Origin of the sequence: Geomonas terrae (genome assembly GCF_004791675.1) — a bacterium.
Lineage (GTDB): Bacteria > Desulfobacterota > Desulfuromonadia > Geobacterales > Geobacteraceae > Geomonas > Geomonas edaphica.
Genome location: NZ_SRSC01000002.1, coordinates 510058 through 536777, shown reverse-complemented (window position 1 = coordinate 536777; position 26720 = coordinate 510058). Strand labels below are relative to the sequence as shown.

At 63.0% G+C, this 26720-nt stretch carries 21 protein-coding genes; 10 read left to right on the top strand and 11 right to left on the bottom strand.

The genetic code is table 11. The annotated features are described in order from the left end of the window. The 4 genes from E4633_RS09545 to E4633_RS09530 all read left to right on the top strand — a co-directional run bounded on the left by E4633_RS09545 (position 1) and on the right by E4633_RS09530 (position 5288). Positions 1-804: a GNAT family N-acetyltransferase gene (locus E4633_RS09545; RefSeq protein ID WP_135870015.1), complete on the top strand. Its 804-nt coding sequence runs from the start codon at positions 1-3 to the stop codon at positions 802-804. Between the two features lie 102 nt (positions 805-906). Then, on the top strand, positions 907-1719 hold the full coding sequence (locus E4633_RS09540) for an electron transfer flavoprotein subunit beta/FixA family protein (protein ID WP_135870014.1): 813 nt from the start codon (positions 907-909) through the stop codon (positions 1717-1719). Positions 1720-1785: 66 nt separating this feature from the next. After that, on the top strand, positions 1786-3123 hold the full coding sequence (locus E4633_RS09535) for an FAD-binding protein (RefSeq protein ID WP_135870013.1): 1338 nt from the start codon (positions 1786-1788) through the stop codon (positions 3121-3123). A gap of 191 nt (positions 3124-3314) precedes the next feature. Next, positions 3315-5288 carry a heterodisulfide reductase-related iron-sulfur binding cluster gene (locus tag E4633_RS09530; protein WP_135870012.1) on the top strand — a complete coding sequence of 658 codons (1974 nt, stop codon included), beginning with the start codon at positions 3315-3317 and terminating at the stop codon, positions 5286-5288. Between the two features lie 13 nt (positions 5289-5301). Here E4633_RS09530 and E4633_RS09525 read toward each other — a convergent pair whose 3' ends face one another. Next, positions 5302-6183 (bottom strand): hypothetical protein, encoded by an 882-nt coding sequence (locus E4633_RS09525; RefSeq protein WP_135870011.1) that lies wholly within the window; start codon positions 6181-6183, stop codon positions 5302-5304. 229 nt (positions 6184-6412) lie between these two features. Here E4633_RS09525 and E4633_RS09520 point away from each other — a divergent pair, with 229 nt between their 5' ends. Both E4633_RS09520 and E4633_RS09515 read left to right on the top strand, forming a co-directional pair. Beyond that, a complete protein-coding gene (locus E4633_RS09520; protein WP_135870010.1) occupies positions 6413-6613 on the top strand; it encodes a hypothetical protein in 201 nt (66 codons plus the stop codon). A gap of 79 nt (positions 6614-6692) precedes the next feature. Continuing rightward, the gene (locus tag E4633_RS09515) at positions 6693-7460 is read left to right on the top strand and encodes a DNA/RNA non-specific endonuclease (protein WP_135870009.1); all 768 of its coding nucleotides are present in this window, start codon (positions 6693-6695) and stop codon (positions 7458-7460) included. Between the two features lie 7 nt (positions 7461-7467). Here E4633_RS09515 and E4633_RS09510 read toward each other — a convergent pair whose 3' ends face one another. The 4 genes from E4633_RS09510 to E4633_RS09495 form a co-directional block, all read right to left on the bottom strand. Continuing rightward, positions 7468-8991 carry a S10 family peptidase gene (locus tag E4633_RS09510; RefSeq protein WP_135870008.1) on the bottom strand — a complete coding sequence of 508 codons (1524 nt, stop codon included), beginning with the start codon at positions 8989-8991 and terminating at the stop codon, positions 7468-7470. A 276-nt stretch (positions 8992-9267) separates the two neighbouring features. Continuing rightward, positions 9268-10722, bottom strand: a complete 1455-nt coding sequence (locus E4633_RS09505) for a DUF3443 family protein (RefSeq protein ID WP_135870007.1) — start codon at positions 10720-10722, stop codon at positions 9268-9270. Further along, a complete protein-coding gene (locus E4633_RS09500; protein ID WP_135870006.1) occupies positions 10709-11176 on the bottom strand; it encodes a DUF2844 domain-containing protein in 468 nt (155 codons plus the stop codon). The genes E4633_RS09505 and E4633_RS09500 overlap by 14 nt, the downstream gene beginning before the upstream one ends. A gap of 200 nt (positions 11177-11376) precedes the next feature. After that, a complete protein-coding gene (locus tag E4633_RS09495) occupies positions 11377-11997 on the bottom strand; it encodes an OmpH family outer membrane protein (protein ID WP_135870005.1) in 621 nt (206 codons plus the stop codon). A 203-nt stretch (positions 11998-12200) separates the two neighbouring features. Here E4633_RS09495 and E4633_RS09490 point away from each other — a divergent pair, with 203 nt between their 5' ends. The 4 genes from E4633_RS09490 to E4633_RS09475 all read left to right on the top strand — a co-directional run bounded on the left by E4633_RS09490 (position 12201) and on the right by E4633_RS09475 (position 14118). Further along, positions 12201-12491: a hypothetical protein gene (locus E4633_RS09490; RefSeq protein WP_135870004.1), complete on the top strand. Its 291-nt coding sequence runs from the start codon at positions 12201-12203 to the stop codon at positions 12489-12491. A gap of 100 nt (positions 12492-12591) precedes the next feature. Beyond that, positions 12592-12858 carry a hypothetical protein gene (locus tag E4633_RS09485; RefSeq protein WP_135870003.1) on the top strand — a complete coding sequence of 89 codons (267 nt, stop codon included), beginning with the start codon at positions 12592-12594 and terminating at the stop codon, positions 12856-12858. Between the two features lie 7 nt (positions 12859-12865). After that, on the top strand, positions 12866-13732 hold the full coding sequence (locus E4633_RS09480) for a hypothetical protein (RefSeq protein ID WP_135870002.1): 867 nt from the start codon (positions 12866-12868) through the stop codon (positions 13730-13732). 2 nt (positions 13733-13734) lie between these two features. Further along, positions 13735-14118 carry a type II toxin-antitoxin system YhaV family toxin gene (locus E4633_RS09475; RefSeq protein WP_129125516.1) on the top strand — a complete coding sequence of 128 codons (384 nt, stop codon included), beginning with the start codon at positions 13735-13737 and terminating at the stop codon, positions 14116-14118. 60 nt (positions 14119-14178) lie between these two features. On the opposite strand, the gene E4633_RS09470 is transcribed toward E4633_RS09475, so the two are convergent. From E4633_RS09470 to E4633_RS09445, 6 genes are read right to left on the bottom strand one after another with little or no spacing between them, the layout of a single operon-like run. Further along, on the bottom strand, positions 14179-14913 hold the full coding sequence (locus E4633_RS09470) for a 4'-phosphopantetheinyl transferase family protein (protein WP_135870001.1): 735 nt from the start codon (positions 14911-14913) through the stop codon (positions 14179-14181). Further along, positions 14910-15902 (bottom strand): NAD-dependent epimerase/dehydratase family protein, encoded by a 993-nt coding sequence (locus E4633_RS09465; RefSeq protein WP_135870000.1) that lies wholly within the window; start codon positions 15900-15902, stop codon positions 14910-14912. Before E4633_RS09465 ends, E4633_RS09470 begins: the two co-directional genes overlap by 4 nt. Next, complete coding sequence (locus E4633_RS09460; protein ID WP_135869999.1) at positions 15890-17539, bottom strand: fatty acid CoA ligase family protein; 1650 nt, start codon at positions 17537-17539, stop codon at positions 15890-15892. The genes E4633_RS09465 and E4633_RS09460 overlap by 13 nt, the downstream gene beginning before the upstream one ends. Positions 17540-17560: 21 nt before the next feature. Beyond that, positions 17561-18445, bottom strand: coding sequence for an alpha/beta fold hydrolase (locus E4633_RS09455; protein ID WP_135869998.1), 885 nt, complete (start codon positions 18443-18445; stop codon positions 17561-17563). Next, entirely contained in the window at positions 18442-19485 is a 1044-nt protein-coding gene (locus tag E4633_RS09450) for a 3-oxoacyl-ACP synthase III (protein ID WP_135869997.1), read from the bottom strand. Before E4633_RS09450 ends, E4633_RS09455 begins: the two co-directional genes overlap by 4 nt. Before the next feature lie 48 nt (positions 19486-19533). Further along, positions 19534-26718, bottom strand: a complete 7185-nt coding sequence (locus E4633_RS09445; protein WP_135869996.1) for a beta-ketoacyl synthase N-terminal-like domain-containing protein — start codon at positions 26716-26718, stop codon at positions 19534-19536. Positions 26719-26720: the final 2 nt, after the last annotated feature.

Sequence of the window (26720 nt, the reverse complement as noted above, 5' to 3'; positions counted from 1 at the left end):
ATGACGGCACCGTTTCGCAACGACGATATAGCCCCATTTATCGCCATGGGTACTGACGAGGGGTGGGTCTGCGGCGAGTGGGAACTGAAGTTCCTGCTGCAGGCCTTCCCAAAGGGGTGTCTTGTGAAGCGGGAAGGAAACGAGGTCCTGGGTTACGTAACCGCGGTGCGCCACGATAAAAGCGGCTGGATCGGCAACCTGCTAGTTGCCCCGCGACACCGCAGGCGCGGCATCGGGATGGAACTGATGCGCGGCGCTATCGACGCGCTGCTTTGTGCGGGTGTGAAAACGGTCTGGCTCACCGCCTCGGCGAAAGGTGTGGATCTTTACCGCAAGCTTGGTTTCGTTGCGATCGACAGCATCAACCGATGGGTGGGGGAGGGTGGTGTCGTGTGCACACCCTTTTCCGCAGCTCCCATTGACCGGAACGTCATCGGGAAGGTGGATGCTTACGGCTGGGGTGACTGGCGTGAGGCCTTGCTCCAGGTAACCAGCAGCAGGGGGCGGGTGTTCTGCGCAGAGGCCTCCTTTCTTTGTACGCAGCATTGGGAGGGGGGGATGCAAGTGGGACCGTGGGGTGCGCTCGGAGACGAGCAGGCGGCAGCTCTCTTTGAACTCGCTCTATGTAGCACCGCCGAGCCTATCTTTCTGGATGTTCCCGCCGGCAATGTTGCGGCAGCCTCGCTGCTTGCACGCAAAGGTTTCTCGATCCGTGGCAACAATGCACTGATGTATCTTGGAGCCGTTCCCGACTACCATCCTCAAAGCGTCTATGCCTTGGCAAGTATGGGAAGTATGGGGTGATTAGCGATGATGGATCATAAGTTGGTAATTTGATATGTCAATACTGCTGTAAGCCGGTAAGTACAATGTTTAACCCGAGGCTATGCCATTAATGGAGGGCGTATGATAGTCGTTGCCTGTATCAAGCAGGTTCCAGATACGACGCAGGTACAGATCGATCCAGTGACCAACACGCTGGTGAGAGACGGGATTCCGTTCATCATCAACCCATATGACAGTCACGCCCTGGAGGAGAGCCTGCGCCTCAAGGACAGTCATGGTTTCAAGGCGGTGGCGCTTTCCATGGGGCCGCCCAACGCGGAAGCCACGCTCAGAAAAGCGCTCGCGCTCGGAGCAGACCGAAGCGTCCTTCTCTCCGACCGGGTCTTCGGCGGCGCCGATACCCTGTCAACCAGCAACGTCCTTTCCGCTGCCATCGCCAAGCTCCGCGAAGATGAAGAAGTGGGGATAGTTTTTTGCGGCAAGCAGACCATCGACGGTGACACCGCCCAGGTTGGGCCCGGTATCGCGGTGCGTCTGGGCTTTTCCCAGCTGACCCTTGTCGACCGGATCGAGAAGATAGATCTGGTCGAAAGGACGATTACGGTGAGGCGCAAGCTGGAGGGGCGCTACGAGATCGTGGAAGCGCGACTGCCCGCGATGATCACCGTGGTGCGCGAATTGAATCGGCCGCGTTACCCGACCGTTCCCATGCGGCTTGCTTCAGCTAAGGCCGAAGTAGAGGTTTGGAGCAACGAGCAGTTGCAGCTCGATGTGAACAGCGTCGGACTCAAGGGCTCCCCCACCTGGGTAAGCCGGATCTTCTCCCCGGAGAGGAAGGAAGGGGAGATCGTCGGCGACGGCATGAACGACCCCGCGGGTGCCGCCCGCCTGCTGCTCGAGCGGCTGATCGAAGGGGATATGCTGGCGGTGTGACAGATCGCTCGTCGGTCGGACCAGTCGGACCAGTCGGACTGGCACTAAAACAAACAGGGTGAACCCATGACTGAACCACAAAAGTTGAAAAGGCCGCGCGGCAAGGCGCGGGTGATAAGCGGCAAGTGCATCGCCTGCGGCGCACGCTGCCAGAGCGTTTGCCCCGTGAACGGCGTAGAGATGAGCGAACAGGGCGAGCCGATCATCGCTGCCGACAAATGCATCGGTTGCGTGAAGTGCGTTAAGGCGTGCCCGGCCGGCGCCCTGGAGATGTTCTACACCCCGGAGGAGCTGGCCATCATCGCGAGCTTCGAGAAACACGGCGGCGAGGAGGCGGACGACGAGGAACTCGAGCGCCGACGCAGGATCTCGGCCTACAAGGGGGTCTGGGTCTTCATCGAACAAAACGACGGCGAAGCGGCCAAGGTTTCCTGGGAACTCACCGGCGTCGGGCGCGAACTAGCCGACAAGCTAGGCGTCCCTCTCTCGGCGGTGATCATCGGCAGCGGCATCCAGCCTCTTGCCGACCTCGCTTTCAGCTACGGGGCCGACCAGGCCTATCTCATCAACGATCCCGTGTTCCGCCAGTACCGCACCGAGCCCTTCCTCGAGGCGATGTGCTACCTCATCGGCAAGCATAAGCCCGAGGTCGTGCTGATGGGGGCGACGGGGATGGGGCGCGATCTCGCGGGCGCCGTGGCAACACGGGTGAAGACCGGACTCACCGCCGACTGCACCGGTCTCGGCATCGATGAAAAAGGGAACCTGATGCAGACACGCCCGGCCTTCGGCGGCAACATCATGGCCACCATCATGTGCGACCGCTTCCGGCCCCAGATGGCGACGGTCCGTCCGCACGTGATGCCCATGCCGGCGCAGCGCGCAGGCGCCACCGGCATCCTCATAAAGGAGAGCTGTCCCGTCTCCGAGGCGTCGATCTTCACGCGGGTTCTCGAGGTCATCACCGAAAAGGGGGGCAAGGAGAAGGTCGACGTGGCAGGAGCCGAATTCATCGTCTCCGGCGGCCGCGGCCTCATGGCGAAGGAGAACTTCGCCATGCTCGAAGAACTTGCCGATGAACTCGGTGGTGTGGTGGGGGGCTCGCGCAGCGCTGTCGACGCAGGTTGGCTCCCGCAAGACCGACAGGTCGGACAGACCGGGAAGACGGTGCGTCCGAAGATCTACATAGCCTGCGGCATCTCGGGCGCCATCCAGCACCTGGTCGGGATGCAGGACTCCGACGTCATCATCGCCATCAACCGCGACGCCGAAGCGCCCATCTTCGAGGTGGCGACCTTCGGCATCGTCGGCGACCTCTTCGAAGTGATCCCGGCACTCACCGCCGGGATCAGGAACGTGAAAGGAAATGCCGGGGAGGCATGTGCGCTAGTCTCGAAGCAGTAAGCACGGCAGCACGTTCCCACCTTTGCGAAGGTTCTTCAGGAAATTACGTGGAGGCACGTGAGTGTTGCCTCGGAGCAGAAAGCCTGCCAAACGTTCCCCTCTTTGCAAGGGGGGGCGCGAGGTCACCTGCGGCGCGTCGCGGGCAAAGGCAGCTTCTTCCAAATTCTTCCTGCAACTTTAACGGAGCACCCATGGAACAGACTCTATTCATCTCCCTTTTGACTCTTTCCCTTGCCGCTTTCACGGTGAGCTGTTATCGCCGCCTGGCGCTGGTCGCCGTCGGCACCAGTGACAACCGCTTCGACCGGCCGGTCGCCCGCTTTAGGGAGATGCTCATCTACGCCGTGGGACAGAAACGAGTGGTGAGTCGCCCCTTCGGCGTGAACCACGGTGTCATCTTCTGGGCCTTCCTTGTCCTCGCCGCAGCCAACCTTGAGTTTCTCGTTTCCGGCGTCGTCCCTGCGCTATCCTTCGATCTGCTCCCGGCGCCGTTCCATGCGACCCTGCTGTTGCTGTTCGACGTCTGCTCGCTTGCCACGCTGGTCGCGGTGTCCGTGGCCGCGGCGCGCCGCACCGCGAACCCGCCCTTTAAAGGTGCCAGGACCTTCGAGGCGTACCTGATCCTGTCGATGATCGCGACCCTGATGCTCGCCTATTTCGGACTGAACGGCGTGCGCATCGCGCAGGGGGCACTTGCGACGTCCACGGCAACGCCCGTGTCCAACCTCGCCGCGCATCTGCTCCAGACCTCGCCCCTTGCCCCCAACCTTGATTCCGCCGGACGGCTCTTCTGGTGGATCCATGCCGTAGTGTTGCTCGGCTTCATGAACTTTCTGCCGTACAGCAAGCACATGCACATACTTACCGCCATACCGAACGTCTTCTTGCGGACCATGGGGAAGAGCAACACCCAGGAGCGCGAAGAATTCATGGCGAACAGTACTTACGGAGCCGCCACCGTGGACCGGCTTTCCTGGAAGGACCTGCTCGACTCCTTCTCCTGCACGGAGTGCGGCCGTTGCCAGCAGTCATGCCCAGCGGCGGCGACCGGCAAGGCGCTGAACCCGCGTGAGGTGATCCATGCCATCAAGGAGAACCTACTGCGAAACGGCGCCGTGATGGAAAAACTCGCCGGCGATACTGAAGCGGAGCGCTGCGTCTCGCTCATCGGGGGCGAGGGGAAGGCTGCGACGAGCGAAGCCGCCCTTTGGAGCTGCACGTCTTGCGGCGCATGCATGGAGGCGTGCCCGGTCTTCATCGAGCACCTGCCGAAGATCGTCAAGATGCGGCGTCACCTGGTGCAGATGGAGGCGCGGTTTCCAGAGGAACTGTTGAACCTCTTCGAGAACATGGAGCAGCGTTCGAACCCGTGGGGGATGGCGCCTTCGGAGCGGGGCAAGTGGAGCTCGCAGCTGGAACTGCGCCCGTTCGAAGCGGGAAAGACCGAGTATCTGCTATATGTCGGATGCTCCGGGGCCTTCGATGCGCGCAACAAGCAGGTGAGCGTAGCGCTCACCAGGGTGCTCGACGCGGCGGGCGTCTCCTACGGAGTCCTTGGGAAGGAGGAGAAATGCTGCGGTGACAGCGTGCGGCGCCTCGGTAACGAATACCTCTTCGACCAGATGGCGCAGGAGAACGCGCGGCAGTTCAGGGAAAAGGGCGTTGCGAAGATCATCACCCAATGTCCGCACTGTTTCACCACACTCAAGAACGACTATCGCCAGTACGGGATCCAACTGGAGGTGATGCACCACAGCGAGCTGATCCTGGATCTCATGCAGCGTGGAAGGCTCGAGTTATCGCAGACGGTTGATCTCGGGAAGGTGGTGTTTCACGATTCATGCTATCTCGGGCGTCACAACGACGTGTACGATGCGCCGCGCGAGGTGCTGCGGAAAAGTACCGGAGCGGAATCCGCTGAGATGGAACGCAGCCGCGAGAACGCTTTCTGTTGTGGCGCAGGTGGCGGCAGGATGTGGCTCGAAGAGCACGAGGGGACGCCGATCAACCGAAACAGGGTGGGGGAAGCACTGGCGCAAAGCCCGGCTACCGTCTGTGTCAGCTGTCCGTTTTGCATGACCATGTTCGAGGACGGCATAAAGGAAGTATCCGGAAGCAAGACTCAGGTGAAGGACATCGCCGAGGTCGTCGCTCTAGCGCTTTAGTGCCGCCCGGTTTTCAGGTCGAAGGCTGTCGTCCTTCCTCGAGCCACTTCATAAGCGCGACCGCCTGCTCTTCGGTCATGTGCAGGTTCGAGTAGAGGTATTCAGACTCGGTCTCCGGGTGCACCAGCTTCCTTATGTCGGCGTATTCCGTCGCATTGAGCACCCGAACGATGCATGGCTGGAGCGTCGTTGGGGGGATGCCGTAGACCTGACTTGTGAAGGCGGAGACCTTCGTCGGTTTCGGGTAGAGGCGCGACTCTTCCCGTACCGTATCGACTATGGTCTGGCAGGCGTCGCTGACCGCGGATCTCGCTAGCATGCTCGCGTACTTCTCTGTTACATGGGCATCGCAGTAGAGGTAAAGTTCGCCGCTCGTGGAAGAGACCGTCTTTATATCCCGGTAGTGCGCCTGTGTCTGCATTTCGTTCAGCATGGCACAGACCTTCACCTGAGTTATCTCGGGGAAAAGGGCGAACATGGCGTTCAGTGGCGTGAGTGCCGTGGCGATGCGTGAGTCTCTGCGGATCCTTTCCGCCATGGCTAACTTTACTTCCTCTAGTTGTCCCTTGGTCGCGGCATCTTCGATGCTCATATGGGCGATCGAGTAGAAGAAGAGCTGCCCCGACTTGGTCACAAGGGTGCGGATGTCACTGCAGAGCGGGTCGTGCGAGATGGATTCCAGAAGCGGACAATGAAAGTTGGCGGGGAGGTCCTGGGCGATGACGGTCAGGATGTGAGAGGAGGTAAGAACGCCGTACCGTTTGGAGTTTCGTCTGACATTGTGAATCAGCTTTGCTTTTACCTCGGCGGGCTGCCCGGATATAGAGGTACGATGAAACGCTTGCGCTGCTGGACTGTGGCTGTGGTTGCCCAGGAAATCCTCATGCATTGTCATTGATACCTCGCTGTGAGACCGGCATGTAAAGACAATGGCTATGATAGATGATTTTATCCTTGTGTAAATGAGGCCGGTTAGTTTTTTTTCACCGTTGTCCTGCTCGCTCCGAGCTCCTTCGTTGAGCCGCAATTCATGCACCACATTAATGGTAGGTCTGCTTGACATTAATTTAGACTAATATATATTTGCCACGCTGGATCCTGAGATTACAACCAAGGAGGTCGGCGTGGGATATTCCGGGTTCATTCTGGTGCTGGGGTGCGTGCTCCCTTGTCTGGGACTGGGACTGTTTTGTTACCTGTTCAAGTTGTACCTCGACTACCTGTCCGAATTGCGTGGCCTGTCCAAAACGGAACCTGAGTATGTGCGGGAAATCAACCAGAAACTCTATATGAACAACGTCGAGACGGAACGGGACCTGTTGTAGGGTGTTGCTTCTGTTGCGTCCCTCCTGTTAAACTGCCGCCTGCATTCTCCGCCGTGAGCGGATACAAGGCGGTCCTTCCATGCTTCGAACCGGTTTATTCAACCTCATCCTTATCGTTTTTCTGAGTGCCGGCGCTGCCTTTGGCGGTGCCATCGACGACTGCGGCGAGTACGCTGCCTTCGGCGTCCCGGGGCATTCCGGCGACCTTCTGTGCCGCAAGGGGTACCTTTTGAGCCACGACGCCGAGAAAAAGACGCCGCTCTGGGTCGCCGAGCGCATGACGCGGGAGCGCTTGCTTGCAAAGCTGAAAAGGGGAAACAACTTCCGACCTGACGTCGACCTCCCGAGGGGGAGCCGTGCCGAGCTTTCCGATTACAAGGGATCGGGGTACGACAGGGGGCACATGGCGCCTGCGGCGGATATGGCGTGGGACGAAGAGGCCATGTCGGAGAGTTTCTATCTCTCGAACATGGTGCCCCAGGCCGGTGAGGGGATGAACCGTGGCATCTGGGCCGAACTGGAAGGGAAGGTGCGCGCGTGGGTCCAAAAGCGCGGCGAGCTTTTCATCTACAGCGGTCCGATCTATCCGCTTACCGGAGGAAAGACCATCGGACGCAACCGGGTCGCGGTTCCCGAGGCGCTATACAAGGTGATTCTCGATCCGAAGCGGCGCGAGGCAATCGCCGTCATCATGCCGAACGAGCCGCTCGAAACCGAGGACATGCCCAAGTACCTGGTCCCGGTGCGCGAGGTCGAGAAGCGGACCGGGCTCGACTTCTTCTCGGTCCTGCCGCGTGAGGAGCAGGACCGGATCGAAACGGCGCAACCCGCAGGGCTTTGGCAGTAGACGCGCTCTAGCGTTTTACTGCCGAGCCGATGAACTGCGCGGCATCCTTTTTGAGCTGAGCCAGCGCTTCCGTCTCGAGGTACATCATGTGTCCGGAGCGGTAACGTCTGATCGTTATGTTCTCCCGCAGCTTTTCACCGACGCCCAGGTGGGCCATGGTGTACTCGGCTGCGTAGTGCGGCGTGGCGAGGTCGAAGAGCCCAGAGGCGACCCAGATCTTCAGGTACGGGTTCTTCACCATGGCGTTACGCAGGTTTTCCGCCGTGTCGGCATAGCTGTTCTTCGCCTCCCAATCCCACCGCCCGATACCGCCCCCCAGGGTGAAATACTCCTGATCCGACTGGTAGCCGAGTTCCTCGCGCAGGTACGTATTGATCGCCGCGGTGAAGGGGGGGCGGATCGTGGTGATCGTCGCATCGAAACCGGCAGATTTCGCCGGTTCGGGGTTCTCGGCGTTGAGCCTGCTGTCCATGAACCCCACCATCCGTCCCTCTTTGCGCAAAATTTCACGCGCGAAATCCCTGTTGTCGATGCGCAGGTTTCGGTTCAGTACGAACGCCGGATCCAGTCCGGTAAACCTGGCGAACTCCGTCGCCACCCTCTTTTTCCCTTCCGCGTCAAGCCGATCACCTCTTTCCAACGCCAGCGCGTAATCCGTCGATGCCCAATGCTCCGCCTGCGCGAGAGTCCGGTCGAGGTCAGCCATAAGCTCAGGTGCGAGCTTTTTGTGATAAAAGGCGGTTGCCGTGTAGCTCGGGAGGATGAGCTGGTAGGGGAGATCGTTGCCATAGTCGAAAGCGATCGTCTGGAAGTTCAAGATGCTGGAGATGAGGATGACGCCGTTTAGCGCTACGCCGTGCTCGACCAACAGGTCGGAGAGCCCGGCACAGCGGAAGGTGCCGTAGCTTTCCCCGACAAGAAAGAGCGGTGCGCTCCACGCCTGGTTGCGCGTGAGGTAGAGCCTGATGAAGCGTTGCAGGGAGTCGATGTCCGGCTGTACCGCGGAGAACTTCTTGGTGAGCTCCGGTTTGGTGCCGCGGCTGTAGCCGGTTCCTACCGGATCCACAAAGACGAGATCGCCGAGATCGAGCCAGCTTGAGGCGTTTTCGGTGAGCTTGAATGGAGGGGCCGGCATGTTGCCGTCGGGAAGCATCTGCACCCGTTTCGGCCCGAGCGCTCCGAGGTGCAGCCACACCGAGGCGGCGCCGGGGCCGCCGTTGAAGATGAAGAGCAGTGGGCGTGGGGGCGCCGTTTTTGCCTGCGGCACGCGGTACGAGACGTAGAAGATCTCCGCTTCGGTCTCCCCCGCGTCATTTTGCACCGGGAGTGTGCCCGCACTCGCCTCGTAGGCAATCTCCCTGCCGTCGATGCGCACCTTGTGCCGGGTGGCCGCGGCGGTTGCGGCGGAGGGATGTTGTTGCGGCTCCTGACGGGCTGCGGGCTCCTGTTTGGTGTCGGGTGTCGACGCGGCGAAAGAAGGTACGGAGAGCGAGGCTGCAAGCAGGGCAACCAGCAGGACCATTGGTTTCATTTTTGGAGCGCCTCCTTGAGGGCAAATGCATGACATCACAAGGAGTCATAGTATCGGAAGGCGCTCGAAGGGTCAAACGTGCATTTAGACCGGATGACTGTAGGGGCGAATAATCATTCGCCCCCCTTTATCGTTCCGGCGTCGATATCGCCAACGACTGAGTCGATGCATCGTCGGCTGGGCGAATAATCATTCGCCCCTACTGGAGGTCATGGCGCCCTATCGGTCTCATGCTCCGGCCGCCCCAGCTTCGGGGGTAGGGCGGCTGGAGGGGTCTCAATAGGCGACGTACGGCCCGGTGCCCAGCGGCGAGGTCTCGCTCTCGATGCCGAAGGCAACGCTGCGTCCCATGAAGAAGGGAAGTCCCCAGTCGAAGCCGAAACTGGATGGACCGCCGATATCGACGAACACGTTATTCGAGGTGTTGAGTAGCGTTTCGAGGCTGGTGATGCTGAAGTTGACGGTAGAGGAAGGTGAGCCGGTCGCCGCTGTGTTGGTCGCAGAAAGTGTCCGGGTTGCCGGTGGGCAGTACCAGTCCGTGTTCGGCGAGGGGCAGACCGGTAGTAGCGACGTGTCCGGGTTTGGGAAGAACAGGGCATTGGAGCCCGTATCGAAGAAACCGAAGGAACTGATGCTGTCGATCACGGTGGTCACGTCCCCGGTGGAATCGGTACGAAGCACGGTCGGGGAGGTGAGCGTGTTGTTGCTCCTGGTGCCGATCCCGAGGATCAGTGAACCGTCGATGGAGGAGGCGCCGCCAAGCGGTACCGACGGTAGCTGGACGATAACGCCGTTGCCGTCCGTGGACAGGGCTGCCACCGGGTTTTGCACCTGATCCGAGAGCGGGACCGCAGCGCCGGTGCAGGATGTACCGATGCAACTGTAGTAGACCCCGTTCGCGGCGGTAAAGGCACAGTCAAGACCGCAGTCCTCCTTGAAGAGGCCGACCCCGAGGATGCCGGTGAAGCCGGAAGATACCGGTGTGGGGTCAGCGTTGGAACAGGGGAGGGGTAGCGATCCGAAGCTGGAGTTGATTACTTGGATCGGCACGGAGACGTAGGGCTCGTCGCCAAGCTTCACCATCGCCCTTTGGATCGGTCCCCAAAGCGAGCTCCCGTCAGCAAATTCTACGCATCCGGTGAGGGCGCCCTGGCCGCTTGCGACCTGCGGCAAGGTGAGGCCGGGGATGGCCTGCTGGAAAATGCGCAGACCGAAACTGCCTGTGTCGAGCAGGATGTCGTTCACGGTCTGACAGGCCGAGAGGTCGGGGTTGCAGATGGTGACGCTGACGCAGGGCTTGTTGATGTAGCTCCCCGCGGCACAGAGCGATCCGTTCACCGTGATCTTCATGACGTTTGCCGCGTTGGCGGATGGTGTCGTAGTGAGTGCGGTGGTATCGGAAACATCCCCAAAAGACGCGGTGATGGTTACCGCCCCTTGGGAGATGACGGTGACCACCCCCTTGCTCCCCTGCGTGTTGCTTACCGTCGCCGTGCCTGCGGCAGACGAACTCCAGGTGACGTCGTTGGTGATGTTCTTGGTGCTGTTGTCGGAATAGGTGCCTGTCGCGGTGAGTTGTGTGGTCGAGCCGACTGCGAGCGTGGAGGCGTCAGGCGTGATCGTGATTGAGGTTAGGGAGGGGTGCGAACCGCCGCCACCACCGCCGCCGCATCCGGTCATGATGAAGAGGCAACAGATGGTGAGCAGCGCTGATAGGTTAACGTATCTCATCGATGTTCACTCCTTCGGGGAGCAGTGCCGGAAGGTATGCCCGCCCTTGCAGGTTGCGCATGTGTCCCCACGTCTCCACAACCAGCCGCTCCGAAACGAGTTTCATCTCTCTGCGCCCAGGGTTGCGAGCCCGGCGCGAGAGCGCCTTTCGGTAGTCGTCGTGGTAAGAGCCGAGGAGCACCTTGAGATCCGGGTGAACGAGTCCGTTCCAAGCAATCGCGAAGACGACGCCGGTGGGAGACACGTATTCCCTGATCGCTGTTTTGGTCGTTCCGGATGCCATTTGCTGCACCTTGAAACGCGCGCTGCTGAGTGACTTTTGGGATACAGCCGCCAACGCCTTTTTGTCCTTTGCGATCGTGTCGGCCGGCTCACCGAGGGTTGCTTCTGCCCGGCCGTGACAGAAGCAGATGGCGGCCGCAAGGCAGAGCGGCATGAGGCAACGCAGGTCCATGATTTCCCCCTTCATGTCGTGGAAATTCCTTCCTGACGCAAACAAGGGGGGATTCTACCATGCGTGGGCGAGGTTTGTTGGAGTGTATTAATTTTTTGTAGACAGAGGGGGGGAAATGCAGAACGCCAAGGAGGCGGGGCAAAAAAAGAGCCGCCCCTTGGTGAAGTGGGGCGGCTCGTGTTTCTCGCGTGAAAAGCGGGTTACTTGGACTTAGCCATGAAAGCTATGATCTCGTCAGTGAGGTCCTTCGGTTTCACCTTGTCGTCGAGGAAGAGCACGGCTTTCTCCTCGGCAACGAGAAGGTACCCGTTCGCTTTGGCGTAGTCGGATGCCGCTTTCTTGAGGACCCCGCCGACCTCTTTGGTCAGCCTGTCCTGCAGTTTGGTCACCTCGAGCTCGCTGGCGCGCACCGTTTTCTGGTACTCGTCGACTTTCTTCTCGAACTCCTTCCCTTTGGCGGCACGCTCTTTCGGAGTCATGCTGGGAAGCTTCGCCTGGATGGCTTCTTTCTGCTTCTCCAACTGCTTTTGTTGCGACTCAATCTTCTTGCGGAGCTTCTCGGACTTCGCCTTCAAAGTGTTGGTGGCGGCCTTTCCCTCTGCACTTTCCTCAGCGATCTTGCTCATGTCCACGAAGCCGATTTTGATTGCTGCCGGAGTGGCATCGACAGACGCTGCGGGAGCGGCAGAAGCGACGGCGGCCGGAGCGGCAGATGTTGCAGCGGGCTTTGCCGCTTCAGGTGCGGACTCTGCGGCGAAACCATGGGCGGCGACAAGCGAGCTGAGGGCGGAGCCGATGAGTAACGTTGCGAACCTGTTCATGTAATCGTCCTTTTGTCTGTGTAGTGGTGACTGCGAAGGGAGAGCATAGAACCTTTATGGCTGTTTGGCAATTAAAAGAAACGCTCTCCTTCTGCGTGAAAAGGCTCTCGAAGCCGTGAAAACAGTAGCCCCGTGCGCAGATAAACGCTGTTGACTCGTATACGGCACGCTGATAGGATGCCTCCACTCAAGAGGAGCGATCCATGACCGATATACTACATAAGCTGCAGTCGGCGATCGAAAGTCAGAGTGCAGAGAAGGCGCTGTTGCAGGAGGCCCTGCTGGAGATCCGCGAACTGAGAGAGCAAAGGGATGCCCTCGAGGAAATCCTCATAGTGCTTGCCCGCACCAAGCTTCCCTGGGACGACGAAGAGGACCCCGCCGAGACCCTGCCGCACTTCAAGGAACGGTACCTGAACGCGATGCACGAAGCGTCCAGGCTGCTCGGTCTCGACGTGCGCAGCACCATCACCAGGACCGAACCCAAGACCTGATTGACATTCCCTCTCCCCCCGGGAGAGGGTGGCCGAAGGCCGGGTGAGGGCGTCGGCAGCTGCAATCTCTAACTTGAAACCAGATGCACGTGGAGCAGACATGCCTAAAGAGATCATGGAGTGGGGCTACATCGGCGTCTTTTTCCTGCTGCCCGGGCTTATCGGTGCCTGGGTTGCCTACACCAAGGGGAGAAATCCCCTCATGTGGTTCCTGCTTAACTTCTGCTTCCCTCCCACCGTGATGGTCACCATCTTCCAGCGCCCGCTGCGCCCGGTGGACGGACACTATCGCCAGTGTCCGAAATGCCGCGAGTTCTCCAAATGGCGCGAGACCTCGTGCCGTTTCTGCGGCACCGAGCTTTCCTGAGTTCCACATGCTTTTCTGGAAACAGCCTGATTTTGCCCAGTTGCTCCGCGAACTGGGGGGCTTCACCCGCCGGGACGTCACCCAAGGGCTGAAGCTTGCCCGGTATCGGAAGGCGGCGCATTCCCTGCTCAAGAAGGACCCGGTCTCGGCGCATGCCCTCCTCGGCATGGTGGCCTGTCTCGAACATAACATCGAGGCGATGACTGCCGAATACGCCCAGGCTATCGAGCTTTCCCCGTCCCACCTGGGGCTCATGTATTACGCATTCTCCCTCGAGACCTCCTGCATGTGGAACGAGTCCGCCAAGTACACCCTGCTCGCGCTCGACCGCGCGCCGAAAGACCAGAAGCTTCTGAACGCGGCGATCGGCATCGCACCGCTCACCGGCCGCTTTTCCCTGTTGAAAAAGCTCCTCTCCCAGTGGCAGGAAAGCCACGAGGGTGTGCACCACCCGAGGCAGGGGGACTTCGAGAAGTTGACTGCGATCCTCGCCGCCCAAGGACTCGCGGAACAGGATCTCAAGGTCATTCTGGCGGCGATAGGCACCGCCTTTTCCGAGACCGACGTCATCCTCTCGAGCTACCGTTACGAACTGGTCACCGGCAAGGCTTCCTCCTTCATCCATTACCGGTTCGTGCTTCCGGACAGCCTGGTCGCCACCTATTACGAGGACCTGATCGCCGAGAGGCTCGCGACTGTCGCCTGTCATCCCCGCATTTTCGATGTCTTCTCCTTCTCCGTCGAGAACGGGACCATATACGAGCTCTATGACTACATGGAGCGTGAGCTGGCAGGCAGCGCCGACAACATCAAGGTGCCGGACCCGGACAAGATGAAGCTGATCGAGGAACTGGTGCGGGGCGTGGAGGTCTGATCATGGTGAGTAACGAGTCGCGCATCCGGTTTCACGCCGCGTTCGAGCAGGTGCTGGATGAGCTGATAAACGTGGTGGCGAAGGAGCGGGAGAGGAACCCGCAGACGTACATGAATTCGCCGCAGGCGAAGCTTCTGGCGCGGGTTTATCGGGCGATCAAGGACGAGATACCGGCGGACCCGCAGCACGCCTCATATTACCAGGGTGAGGCGGAGGGGCATGCCTACCGGCAGTGGCGCAGGGCGAAGCCGACCAAGGAGCACCGGCTCTTCTTCAAGTGGGACAAGGAGACCAACGCGATCATCTACGCCTGGCTGAACAGCGAGGTGAGCCTCACCAAGTACAAGAGCCACATGGACGCGTATCGGGCGTTCAGGATGAAGTAGCAGATGAGGTGAAGAGTCCCCTCTCCCGGATGGGGAGGGTTAGGGTGGGGGGGGGCCTGCTTATCGCTGCGAATGCCCCCCTCCCAACCTCCCCCCTCCGGGGGGAGGAGAAGAGAAGAAGGCCAGCGCGGCGCAGTAGCCGGGACCGGCATCGAGTTCGACGATGCTCCATCTTTCGACCTCTCTCGGATCCCCACGATGCCCCAGCAGGGCCGGCGGCGCGCCGGGAAGAAGCGAGACGTCGAAGCCGGTGGAAGGGTGCGAAAAGCCGCTTCCAGTCCCCTTCATGTACGCTTCCTTCCTGGTCCAGCAGCGGTAGAAGGCCTCCAACTGCTCCGCAGGATCCAGCCCGAAAAGCTCCTCATTTTCCCGCAAAGAAAAATAGCGCTCCGCCATAGGGCGAAACGCCAGATCCTCCCTGATCTCTTCCAGGTCGACGCCGATCTCGCAGCCGCGAGTTACCGCTAAAAGCAGCTTTCCGCCTGAGTGCGAAACGTTGAAGCGCAGCCCGTCTTGAAGCTCCTCCTGACCGCGCAGATACGGCTTCCCGAACTCCCCTTCACAAAACTCGACTGTACGTGGTTCAACACACAGAAGCTCCGCGAGCACTTCCCGGACCAAGCCATGCCCGACCATGAATTCATCACGTTTTACTGTGTCCAGAAGCCTCGACCCGCGACGCAACTCCGCATCGGACAAAAAGCTTTCCAGACGCGCCCGCTCGGCCGCCGTGCGCTGGAGGGAAAGAAGACGGTAACGTACCGCTGTGTCTTCCAGTCCCGCTACCTCTCTCACCGCCCGCCCCCTAAGGAGCGGCGCAGAAGCTCCATTCCCTCGTCTATGCTGACGCGTGGGACGTAGCCCAGATCCCTGCGTGCGGCGGAGATGTCGAACCAGTGCGCGGTGGCGAGTTCCTTCGCGACGAACCGGGTCATGGGTGGTTCCCCTGAGAGCTTGAGGTTTTTCCAGAGGCACTCGCAGACGACACCCGCCGCGTAGGCCACGGCGGAAGGTATGGTGCGGGTCACCGGGGGAACGCCTGCGGCGCCAAGGATGCGGTTCACCATGTCCCAAAGCGGGATCGGTTCGCCGTTGGAGATGAAATAGGCCTTGCCGGAGAGGGGAGCACCGGGGACGAGGCGGTCGGCGGCGTTTAAGTGCGCCTCGGCCGCGTTCTCAACGAAGACGGTGTCGACGAGGCAGGGCCGCTTGCCGATGCGTTTGAGCTGGCCCGCACGTCCCTTGGCGACGATACGCGGCACAAGGTGGTTGTCGCCGGGGCCCCAGATCAGGTGCGGGCGCAAAGAGACGGTCGCGAGTTCAGGGGAGTTGGCGGCGAGAACGGCTTTTTCGGCGAGCGCCTTGGTCTTCGGGTAGGGCGCCTCGAAGTGGGCGGGGTAGGGGAGCGCTTCGTCCGCGCCCTCGACGTCCGAGCCGTCGAAGACCACGCTCGGCGAGCTGGTGTAGACGAGGCGCCTGATGCCCAGGGCGTGGCAGGCGGCGATGACGTTCTTCGTCCCGATCACATTGGCGCGGAAATATTCCTCGAAATCACCCCAGATCCCGGCCTTGGCGGCGACGTGAAAGACGATGTCGCATCCGGTGGCGGCCTGTAAAACAGCCTGCGCGTCGGCCAAATCGCCGTGACGCTGCTCGACGCCCAGCTCAGCGAGCTCGGGATAGTCGCCGCGCGAGAAGCTGACCACCTCGTCGCCGCGGGCCCGCAGCTGCCGAACGATTGCCGAGCCGAGAAACCCGCCTCCGCCTGTGACTAATGCGCGCATTTAAGCCTCAAAGCGGCCCAGACCGCGAGCTTCTCGCGGAAGATCTTCGCGTTGTGCCGGATGTCCACCGGGAAGGCGGGGTGGAAGAGGAAGGTGTCGATGGAGCTCGTGTGGATGTGTTCCTGCGCAAGCTCCGCGAGCTCCTTGCGCACCTTCTCCTGGTCGACCTGGAGCCCTTTCTCGAGTTCGATGCAGATGACCGGACGCTGGCTACCGGGCTCGCCCACGCCGACGAGCGCGCTCCTTAAGACGGCCGGGTGCGTGTTGAAGACCGCCTCGCATGGGATGGTGTAGATGGGGCCGGTTTCGGTCTCGACGCGGTGCGCCTTACGGCCGCAGAACCAGACGCGTCCCTCCTCGTCCATCCCGCCCAGATCCCCCATGCGATGGAAGAAGGAATCGGTGGCCGGGTCGGCGATCTTCGAGATGTGGTCAGATTCCGGGCGGTTGTAGTAGCCGCGCGTCACCTGTTCGCCCTGCACCACGATCTCACCTATCGTCCCGGTTGGCACGCGCAGCGATTCGTCCCAGCCGCAGATCGGGTTGTCGGTGATCTGGACGATCTCGAGGCGGATACCCTCGACCGGACGCCCCACGCAGACCCCGCCCCCTGCATCGGTGATCTGGCGCGTCTCCTCCAGAATCTCCCTGCTGCCGATGGAGCAGACCGGGAGCGCCTCGGTTGCGCCGTAGGGGGTGAAGACCTGGACGCCGGGGTTTAACATGCTGGTGAAGCGCTCGAGTACCGAGGCGGGGACCGGCGCGCCCGCAGAGATGGCGCGGCGCAGGGTCGGCAGCTTCACCCCGTGCTCGACACCGTAGCGTCCGACGCGGTTGATGAGGGCCGGGGAGCCGAACATGGTGGTCACGCCGTATTCGTTGATCGGTCCCAGGATCTTTCTGGGATTGACGGAACCGGGGCGGGTGAAGTCCATCTCAGGGATCACCGCGGTCATGCCGAGCGCGGGGGCGAAGAGGGCGAAGAGTGGGAAGGTCGGCAGGTCGATCTCGCCCGGCTCGATGCCGTACACCTGTTTGAGTGCCTGCACCTGGGCGGCGAAGTTGCCGTGGCTGTAGACGGCCCCCTTGGGGGCGCCGGTGCTGCCGCTCGTGAAGAGGATCGCGGCGACGTCTTCCTTCATGGTCGGCGCCAGGGTGAAGGGGGAATCGTCCTTTTGTCCCTCGATGATGGCGGCGAGTGTGGTCCCCTCCCAGAAAAGGCGCGGCCCGACGGTGATGCAGGTGCGGATGGTCTCCTTGCCCCAGGAGAAGAGCTTGCGGGCGATATGCGCCTTCGGGATGCCGATGAAGGCGTGCGGCTCCGCCTCGGCGAAGCACTGCTTGAGGTTCTTGATTCCGAGGCCCGGGTCGATGAGCACCGGCACCGCGCCGACCTTGAAGAGGGCGAAGGTGAGGGCGAAGAACTCGGGGCTCGGCGTCACCATGAGCACGGTGCGCACGCCGCGGCAGATGCCGTTTTCGAGGAGGCCGCGGGCGATACGGTCGCTCAGTCGGTTCAGCTCGGAGAAGGAGAGGCTGCGCTTCCCCTTCGGGAAGATGATCGCCCTGGTGTCGGGCTGGCGGCGGGCCATCTCCGGCAGGTGCGCGGCGATATTGACGAGTTCGGTCTCTGCCATGGTCTCAGGTGCTCTCCGGGGTCAGGTGCGTTTCAGGAAGTCGGCGATGAGCGGCACCACCTCGTCCTTCATGTCTTCGAGGATGTAGTGCCCGGCGTCGGGGTAGCTGTGCACCTCGGCCTTCGGGAAACGACGCTGCCACTCGGCGAGGAAGGTCGTGTCGAAGACGAAATCTAGCTCACCCCAGAAGATCGCCATCGGGATGTCGGCGAAGCGCGGCAGGCAGTCCGCGATCTCGCTCACGAGGGCGTAGTTGCGGTCGCCGGGCGCGAACGGGATATCCTGCACGAAGCGCAGCGTCGCGATGCGGTTCGCCCAGGAGTCGTACGGTGCGCGGTATGCCTGCATCAGCTCATTCGACATCGGGTTCTTCTTGCACCCGACGATGGAGGCACCGACGCTGAAGGCGTTGAAGCCGCGCACGAGCAGGGTTCCGAGTAGGGTGTCGCGGCAGATCTTGAGGCCGAGCGGGAAGGTCTTCTCCTTGGGGAGATGGAAGGCCGCCGTGTTGAGGATGACGATGCGGCCGATGCGCTCCGGGTGGCGGCTCGCGTAACCCATGCCGATCATCCCGCCCCAGTCGTGCACCACGAGGTTGATCTTCCCTTCGAGGTTGAGGGAGTCGATCAGGCGCTCGAGGTCATCGATGCGGCGCGAGAGGGTGTAGTCGTAGCGGTCGTCGCCGGGCTTCTCCGAGAAGCCGCAGCCGATGTGGTCCGGAACGATGCAGCGGTAGCGGTTTCTGAGCGCGAGCACGAGGTTTCTGTAATAGAAAGACCACGACGGGTTGCCGTGTACCATGACCACGGGCTCGCCCGCCCCCTCGTCGAGGTAGTGGTAGGAGAGGCCGTCGAGGTCCAGGGTGCGGCCGGTGAAGGGGTAGTGCTTGTTCACTTCGTCTCTCACCAGTCGACCCCCAGCATGAGGCAGTTCAGGCCGGAGCCGATCCCAAGCAGGGCGACCCGGTCACCGGCCGAGAGTACATCCCGCTCGTCGGCCAGGGCCGCGGTGAGCGGCAGGGATACGGTACCCATGTTGCCGAGGAATTCGTAGGTGGTGAAGTCCTTGTGCAGCGGTATGCCGAGCGTCTTCAGGATGGCGCTTTGGTGGGCGCTGCCGACCTGGTGGCAGACGACGCGGTCCACGTCGCTCTCGCTCCACCCCACCTCGGGGAGGAACTCATCCCAGGTGCGCCGTCCGAGGTCGACGCCGTAGTTCATCACGCTCACCGCGTCTGTGCTCATGGACTGCTCGTAGCCACCCTTGCCGTCCGGGGTGATGCCCCAGAGGCAGAGCGCGTGGTGTTCCGGTGCGGCATGGGTGATGCCGCCGCGCAGCCTCCTGCGGCCTGACTTGGAGAAGGAGCCGTCGGTGAGAAGCACCGCAACAGCACCGGAGCCGCCGGTGAGGGTCGCAAGCGAACTGGCAAAGTTCTCCATGCTGCGGTCCTCTAGCATCTTCTTGATCATGATGTCGTTGATGTCGCGCGCGCTCTCGCATGAGACCACGAGGCCCGCCCTGATCTGGCCGAGTTCGATGCGGTTTGCCACCTCGAGGATGCCGTTTAAGACACCGAGGCAGGCGTTGGAGAGGTCGAAGACCGCGGCGTTTCCGGAGACGCCCAGACCCGCTGCCACGCGGCATGCCGTGGCCGGTTCGAAGCGCTCACGGCAGACCCCGGTGTAGAGGAGGGCGCCGAGGTCGCCGGCGGAGATTCCCGCAGCGGAGAGGGCCTTCTTGCCTGCGGCGATGGCCCCCTTGGAGAGCTGGAAGCCCGGCTCCCACCAGCGGCGTTCGCGGATCCCGGTCAGCGCCTGGAGCTGTCCCGGGGAGAAGTGCAGCGTCTTGTAGAGCGGCTCGAGGCGCGCTTCCAGTTCGTCGGAAGTGACTACGACCGGGGCGAGCTCGTAGCCGAAAGATTCGATGTATACCTTGGAATACTTCATCTATCACCTTAACTTGGGATGCTTGAAAACTTTGTAGGCGGAACGCCTTTACCGCTCCAGCTGGACCGTGAAATCTTCCATCTGGTAGATGGCCCTACCGTCGACGTAGAGATAACCGGCGGCGGTCAGGACGTGCCTTTCTTCGTCGACGGCGGTGATCCAGGCCAGCACGGTGACTTCCTTGTCGGTAGGTACCACCTGGCCGCGGTAGAGCCAGCGGTGTTTGTGACCGAGTGCTACGGCGGCGAGGGTGTCCCCCTGGTGCCATCCCCAGCGCTGCACGGCGGCGAACTTCACCAGCTGCAGGAACGACTCGAGCCCGAGCGACCCCGGCGTGACCGGGTCCTCGTAGAAGTGCGCCTTGAAGTACCAGTCCTCGGCGACCACCCGCTTGGTCCCCTTCAGGTAGCCAAGCCCGGCAGGACCGCCGTCGGCGACGTACAGCTCGATCCGGTCGATCATGCGGAGCGACTTCTCCGGGAAGGGGTGGGACTCGGGATAGGGGAGCGAACGCCCGCGCGATACCTCGGCCGCCGTGGGCTGGTACGGTGCGGCTTCGCGTATCCCGACCTGGTTTGCCAGCGCCTCTTTGGCGAAGAACCCGAACATGGTCTCCCCCTCGTAGATGACGCCCTGACGGTCCGATACCGAGAAGTCGAACTCCTGGATGATCATGCCGCCCGAGGTGGCCGCCTTGGTAAGCTTCGCGGTGGCGGTCAGCGTGCCGCTTTGCGGGGTGACCGGGCGGTGCTGCACGGCCGTACCGCCCAGGTTTCGGAAGGAGATGTCGGTCGGGCTCACGAGCGCGGAGCCAACGTAGGCGGCGAGCCAGCCGCAGGGCTGCAGAGCGGCTTCGAGCAGCACGCAGAAAGGCATGCGCGGCTGGCGGTCCGCCGCGAAGTACCACTCGTCCACCGGGATGTCGTACTGCGCCTCGGCCATGGCGCCCGGCGCCATCACCCACGGCTCGCCCGCAACGGCGGTGACCCGGTCCATGAACTGGAAGGGGGGACCCGGCAGACGGGCGATCTTTCTCTCGCTGTCGAACACTTTGTAGCGGTCGCCGAACCCTTCGGACGGCTTGCCGTTACTGTAGGCGAGGATCTGCTCTTTGGTGTAAATCGCGGGCTTGCGGTCGTAGTCCGCCGCCGGTGTTGCCGCGTGGAGCGCTGCGGCGGGAGCTTCCCCCTGCCAGAGACGCTGCAAGGTCTGCTGATCGGTGCCGGTGAGGCGGGCCGACATGTTGGTGATCTCCACGATCGGCTTGCCGTCGGCGTACATGAGCGCGTCGACGATGGCGTAGGGCTCGGGGCGGTACCCAAGTTCGCGCACCGTCACCTCGTAGGTGACCACCTTGGTCGTTTCGAGTACCTGACCGCGGCAGCAGAGCTGGCTTGCCACGCCGGGAACCGGCTGCCATGCCGCGCCATCGGCCTCGGCGACCCACCCCAGGCGGAGCAGGAAGATGCGCAGCGTGTGCATGCAGCACTCGTACATGAGCGTGCCGGGCATGACGCGGTCGTCGACGAAGTGGCAGGTGATGAACCAGTCGTCCGGGTGGATGTCCGCCTCAGCCCTTATGAAGCCGAGCCCGCAGCGTCCGCCGTCCGGGGAAAGCTCGGTGACGCGATGCACGAGCTCCATGCGTCCACCCGGGATGGTGAGCGGGCGCTTGATCGGCAGACCGGCGAAGAGCTGGCCGAAGCAGCCGGCCAGGTCGCCGCGCCTGAGGGCGCCCAGGTGCGCCGCGCTGAAGGAGGCGGGCTGCATCGGCACCAGGTAACGCCAGTCCGCGGGGAGCTTCCCGGTGCGGGGACGCAGGTCGACCGCGCCGCGCACGATCCCTTTGCCGGCGTCGAGCTCCTCCTGGGTGAAGAACCCGGCGCAGCCGTTGCGCATGGAGAGAAGCGGCGCCCCGTTCACCGTTGCCTCGAAGTGGAAACGGAACAGGTAGGTTTCCCCCTGCCTGAAGAAACGCTCGATGTGGATGTCGTAGTTGATGGTCTCGCCCGGCGCCGGAAGCTCGCGGTGGAAGGTCACCACGGCGTCGAGGAGCCGGTAGACGGCGAGCCCCTTGGTGATGAAGTCGATGCCGAGGTAGCCGGAAAGGAACAGGTCCGCCTGGCCTGCTTCGACTGCAATGCAGGTCGGGATGCGGCCGCCGTCCAGGTACCAAGCGCCGGGGTGCACGTCGTGCTGGGTGACCACGCGGCCGTGCGTCATCGATTTCGGCTCGCCTTCGAGGGCGACGATGCGGTGCACGAGCTGCAGCGGCACGTCCGGCAGTCTTACCCTGGTCGGGTAGCTGTCGATCTCGGCGAACTCGGGACCGAGCATCTTGGCGGCGGAACCTACCGCGAACTCCAGGCACGCGTCGTAGTCGTACAGGGCAGGGAGAGCGCCGGGGTAGGGGGCGGACGTTATGGGAGCGCCCTCACCCTGACCCTCTCCCGGGGGGAGAGGGGATGTGGACGTGTGGGATGTGAGGTCGTGCGCCGCCTCTACAGGGATCCCGGCAGCGAGCATCTGCTGCTGGAGCGAGATCTGCATCGCTAGGGTCTGCGCGATGGAGCGGTTGAGATCGTCGGCGATACGCAGGTAGGCTTCGTGGGCCTGACGGCCCGCGTCCTGCGCCTGCGCGAACTGGCGCAGCAACGGTTCGGTCACCTGCTCCCTTTCGGGTTGAAGGGACGCCGCGGCGGGCCTTGCTTGAGCTTCCGGTTGCCTCATCTGCGACTCCGTTGCCGATACCTGTGCCGCATGTGAAACGGTCGGCGCTGCAGGTGCGGGTTGCACAAATACTTGTTGTGACGCCGGTTTTTGCCGGGTAAGTATCGGCGCATCGGGGTGTTGCCTTATCTGCGGCGCCGTACCCGATGCGGAAGCCGCAGCCGTCTCTTTTTCGACGGGCGTGGCGCTTGAACTGAGCGGGGCGCTGGACGGCGCGGCGGCAGACGCAGGTTCAGGCTGTGCCGGTTGCGACTGCAACGGTCGTGCGGGTTGCGGAGCAGTCGGTGCGAACGGGGTTCCGCCGGTGGTGAAGCGGAGTCCCTTTTTCGCTGCGGACGGCAGGCTGGTCGTAGTCGCGGCCGCGGCAAAGAGCGGTTCCAAGTCGACAGGGACCCTCTCGGCGGTCAGCTGCGCCAGGAGCCTCAAAAGTCCAGAGTTGGCGTCGGTACCGGGCTGGCAGACGGAACGGGCCACGTGGGGACGGTTCCCGAGTATGCGCCCGATCATACGGCTGCAGGATGCGCCCGGACCCATCTCGATGAAGTAGCGCACCCCTTCGGCATAGGCCGCTTCTATCACCTTCGGGTAGTCGATCCCCTCTACCGCCTGGGCCAGGATGGACTCAGCGGCGCTGCGGCGGTTTACCTGGTAGGCGCTGCCTGCTGCGCCGCTGTAGAAGGTGACACCGGCGGGCGGGTTCGTGTTGAAGACGTGCAGGTCACGATAGGCGTTGCCAACCTCGCGCGCCACCTCGCAGTGGACCGTGGTAACCCCCTGCAGCGCGAAGAAACGGCAGTTCAGCATGGCGACAAGGTGCTTCACCCACTTGACGTCCCCGCCGATGACGCACTCGTCCGGGGTGTTCACGATGAGGAGGTAGACGCGGGAGGTCTTTTTGAGCGCGCGGCGCACCTCGCGCTCCGGTGCGTCGACGACGCCGATGCACCAGTTGATCTCCTTCCCTTCAGGCTCGCCCCACGCCTTGCGCGCGGCGCGGCACTCTCCGGCTAAGTCGCGGGTGAAGAGGGTGGAGGCCTTCATGCGGGTGAGCATGAGGTCGCGCTCGGTCCAGGTCCGGGTGCCAAAGAGACCGGCCGATTCGCCCAGGCTGTAGCTGATCACGGCGTTCGGCTTGATCCCGAAGCGCTGCACCACGTCGGTAACGGCACATCCCGTCGCCACCTGGCCGAAGATGACGGCGAGGTGGTCTTCGTTGACGCTCTCGAGCGAAGCGCCGTTCCAGAACTGCTCGGGCTGGAACTGGTCGCGCAGGTAGAGGTTTTCCGCGTCCTGGCGCCGGTAGACCTCCGGCCAGCGCGCCGAGAGCTCCATCCCCATGCCGAGGAAATGGTTCCCGGAACCGGGATAGACGAAGCCGATTTTCGCGGCGGCGCCCATCGGAGTCGCGTTGAAGAAGAGCCTGTCGCGCAGCGACGGGTGCAGCACCGCGTCGGCGTAGACGGCATCTTCTCCCAGCATCCGCTCTCCCTGCAGGCAAAGCGATGCCAGTTCGGAGGCGCTCCGAGCCACGAGCGCCACGGCGAGGGGCATCTCGGCGCCGACTTTTGCGTCGGAGCAGGTCTTCCGGGAGAGGGCGGCGAGGTCCGGCGCGGGCTTTGCCTCCGCTGCTTCACGCAACTGCCGCAGCCTCTCGGAGAGTTCCTGGCGATCGGAACCGGTGAGGCAGAAGAGGAACTCGTCCCATGCGCCAAGTGGCGCCACCCGCTCCTGTGCGGCGCGTTCCGGTACCTTCTCGTAACCCTTCAGCACCACGTGACTTACGCTGCCGTCCACCCCGAAGACGCTGACACCTGCGTGGCGTGCGCCCTCACTGCGGTTTCTGAGCCAGTAGCGCGACCCGGCGGGGAGGAAGAGGGTGCCGGAGCCGGAGAGGGCGTCCAACGGACGTTCGCCCGTACGGGCACCGGGGATGATCTCCTGGTAAAGGGCCAGGCAGCCGCGCACGAGCGAGGCGAGGCCGGAGGCGGCACCGGTGTGGCCGATGTCTCCCTTGACGCTCGCGACGGCGAGACGGCGCGGCTTGGCCACGGCGCCGGGTTCGTCGAAGAACGCGCTCAGGGCTGCCGCTTCCATGCGGTCTTCACCGGCGTAGCCGCTGCCGTGGGCCTCGATGAAGTCGACGCTCTGCTGCGTCAACCCAGCCTCCCCGTAGGCGCGCTCCAGTGCGTGGCGGTAGGCGTCTGCGCCGGGGAGGATCACTTCGCCGCTGGCGGCGCCGATCCCCTCGATTACTGCGTAGATGCGGTCGCCGTCGCGCTCCGCGTCCTCCAGGCGCTTGAGGACCACGGTGGCCGCCCCCTCGCCGATGACGGTGCCGTCGGCGGACTGGTCGAACGGGGTGGCGCTCCCGAAGGCGGAATACGGGCGGTTCAGGTGCTGCGCGATGACGGCTCTCAGGTCGCCCGCGAGGTCTACGGCGCCCACGATGGCGCGGTCGATCTCCTCGGACTGCAGCTGGCGCACTGCGGTCTCCAGGGCGCGCAGGCCGGAGCTTTCCTCGCTCGACATGGTGAAGCTCGGGCCGCCGCAGCGGAACTCGCGCGCGACGCGGCTCGCCACCACGCTCCCGAGCGCGCCCATGGTGCGGTTCGCCGTCAAAGCGGGCCCGCTCTGGTCGCGCAGCTCGGCGATCCACGCCTCAAGCTCGGCGTCGGAGAGTTCCAGGCCGAGCCCCTTCGCCCATTCCCGTGCCTTTTCGGCGATGGACCAGCGGAAGGCGAAGTTGGTGCTGTTCAGGTCGAGTGCTATGCCGACGAAAACGCCGGCGCGCAGGTTGTCGCTGTTGTTAAATCCAGCGTCCTTCATCGCGGCGGCCGCCGATTGCAGCATGAGAAGCTGCTGCGGGAGCATCTCCTCCATCTCGCGCGGCGGGATGCGGAACTGGTCCGTCCCTTGGGCGAACTCGTCCAGGAAATAGCCGGTGAAAGGGGTCTCCTTGAACTTTTCGCGGTCGAACCAGGAGCACTTCTCGGCGCCCCACCAGTCGGAGGGACGGGAAGGCTTCGAAGCCTCGTCGCCGCCGAGCACGCGGGTACGGAAGGAGGCAAGGTCCTGCCACTTGCCGAAGCGGGCATCGAGGCCGACCACGGCCACCGCTCCGACCTGCTTCGGGGGGGCGGCTGCCGCGGCTTTATTTTCCGGGAGCCACTCCTCGACGAGGAGGTGGGCGTTGATGCCGCCGAAGCCGAAGGCAGAGACCGCGGCACGGCGCGGTACGCCGTCGGCACGCCGTTTCCACGGTTGCGCCTTGGTCAGGACACGGAACGGGCTTTCCTCGAGCCGGAAGGTTTCGGGCGCCTGGCTGAAGTTGGCGGTGGGAGGCAGCGTCTCCTCGTTCATCGCGAGGAGCACCTTGGTGAGCGCTGCGGAACCGGCGGCGGTGAGGAGATGGCCTATGTTCGACTTGACCGACCCTATCACGCACGGCTTGCCCGGGACCTCGCCCCAGAGCTCCCTGAGGCTCGCGACTTCGGTCGCGTCCCCAACCGGGGTGCCGGTGGCGTGGCACTCGATCAGGTCGACGTCCTGCGGCGTCCAGCCGGCCTTCACGTAGGCGGCACGCATGGCGCGCAACTGGCCGTCGGCCATCGGGGCGAGCAGGCTTCCCCCCACGTCGTTGGAGAGGCCGATCCCCCTGATCACGCCGTAGATCCTGTCCCCTTGGGCGAGGGCGTCGTCGAGGCGCTTCAGGACGAAGATGCCGGCACCCTCGCCGACGACCAGGCCGTCGCCGGAGGCGTCGAACGGCGAGCAGATGCCGCGGCGCGAGAGGGCGCGCAACTGCGAGAAGCCCATCTGGGTGAAGAGGGGATCGGGACGGGAGAGACCGCCGGTGAGCATGGCATCGGCGCGCCCGGCAAGAAGTTCGTCGCAGGCAAGCTTGATGGCGTAGAGCGACGAGGCGCAGGCGGCGTCCAGGGTGCAGCAACCGCCGCCAAGGCCGAGGGCGGAGGCGAGAAGTCCGGCGGGAAGCCCGGCAACGTAGCGGTTCAGCGGGTTGGTGATCGGGTCGCTTCCCGCGTGCCCAAGAAGCTTTTCCTTGAAGGAGCGCCCGAGGAGGGCGCGGGAGAGCTGCGCCGACGATTCACTCGGCAGGGCAAGGTTGCCGATGATGACGCCGATGCGGGAACGGTCGAGCTTTGCGGTTACCGCGCTGTCGAAGGCCCTTTTGCCTGCGTTCAGCAGGAGGTGGAACGCGGGATCAAGCCCGTCGGCGAGTTTCGGGTCCAACTGCAGGCCTGAAAGCTCGGAAGCATGGGGGATCGCCTCGATGAAACAGCCGCGCCTGGAGTAGACGTGGTCCGGCTTCCCTGCCTCCGGGTCGAAGGCGGTGTCGGCGGAAACGGCCCAGCGCCCCTGCGGGACCTCGCGGGCGGCGCTTTTACCGTTGCGGATATTCTCCCAAAAGACGGTCAGTTCCGGCGCGTCGGGAAAGATCCCGCCGATGCCGACGATTGCTACGGATGGGGACTGCTGCTTCATGC

Excerpts from the sequence above, each read along its gene's own strand:
- E4633_RS09545 (WP_135870015.1), top strand. The coding sequence starts at position 1 with ATGACGGCACCGTTTCGCAACGACGATATAGCCCCATTTATCGCCATG.
- E4633_RS09540 (WP_135870014.1), top strand. The coding sequence starts at position 907 with ATGATAGTCGTTGCCTGTATCAAGCAGGTTCCAGATACGACGCAGGTA.
- E4633_RS09535 (WP_135870013.1), top strand. The coding sequence starts at position 1,786 with ATGACTGAACCACAAAAGTTGAAAAGGCCGCGCGGCAAGGCGCGGGTG.
- E4633_RS09530 (WP_135870012.1), top strand. The coding sequence starts at position 3,315 with ATGGAACAGACTCTATTCATCTCCCTTTTGACTCTTTCCCTTGCCGCT.
- E4633_RS09525 (WP_135870011.1), bottom strand. The coding sequence starts at position 6,183 with ATGACAATGCATGAGGATTTCCTGGGCAACCACAGCCACAGTCCAGCA.
- E4633_RS09515 (WP_135870009.1), top strand. The coding sequence starts at position 6,693 with ATGCTTCGAACCGGTTTATTCAACCTCATCCTTATCGTTTTTCTGAGT.
- E4633_RS09510 (WP_135870008.1), bottom strand. The coding sequence starts at position 8,991 with ATGAAACCAATGGTCCTGCTGGTTGCCCTGCTTGCAGCCTCGCTCTCC.
- E4633_RS09505 (WP_135870007.1), bottom strand. The coding sequence starts at position 10,722 with ATGAGATACGTTAACCTATCAGCGCTGCTCACCATCTGTTGCCTCTTC.
- E4633_RS09500 (WP_135870006.1), bottom strand. The coding sequence starts at position 11,176 with ATGGACCTGCGTTGCCTCATGCCGCTCTGCCTTGCGGCCGCCATCTGC.
- E4633_RS09495 (WP_135870005.1), bottom strand. The coding sequence starts at position 11,997 with ATGAACAGGTTCGCAACGTTACTCATCGGCTCCGCCCTCAGCTCGCTT.
- E4633_RS09490 (WP_135870004.1), top strand. The coding sequence starts at position 12,201 with ATGACCGATATACTACATAAGCTGCAGTCGGCGATCGAAAGTCAGAGT.
- E4633_RS09485 (WP_135870003.1), top strand. The coding sequence starts at position 12,592 with ATGCCTAAAGAGATCATGGAGTGGGGCTACATCGGCGTCTTTTTCCTG.
- E4633_RS09480 (WP_135870002.1), top strand. The coding sequence starts at position 12,866 with ATGCTTTTCTGGAAACAGCCTGATTTTGCCCAGTTGCTCCGCGAACTG.
- E4633_RS09475 (WP_129125516.1), top strand. The coding sequence starts at position 13,735 with ATGGTGAGTAACGAGTCGCGCATCCGGTTTCACGCCGCGTTCGAGCAG.
- E4633_RS09465 (WP_135870000.1), bottom strand. The coding sequence starts at position 15,902 with ATGCGCGCATTAGTCACAGGCGGAGGCGGGTTTCTCGGCTCGGCAATC.
- E4633_RS09460 (WP_135869999.1), bottom strand. The coding sequence starts at position 17,539 with ATGGCAGAGACCGAACTCGTCAATATCGCCGCGCACCTGCCGGAGATG.
- E4633_RS09450 (WP_135869997.1), bottom strand. The coding sequence starts at position 19,485 with ATGAAGTATTCCAAGGTATACATCGAATCTTTCGGCTACGAGCTCGCC.
- E4633_RS09445 (WP_135869996.1), bottom strand. The coding sequence starts at position 26,718 with ATGAAGCAGCAGTCCCCATCCGTAGCAATCGTCGGCATCGGCGGGATC.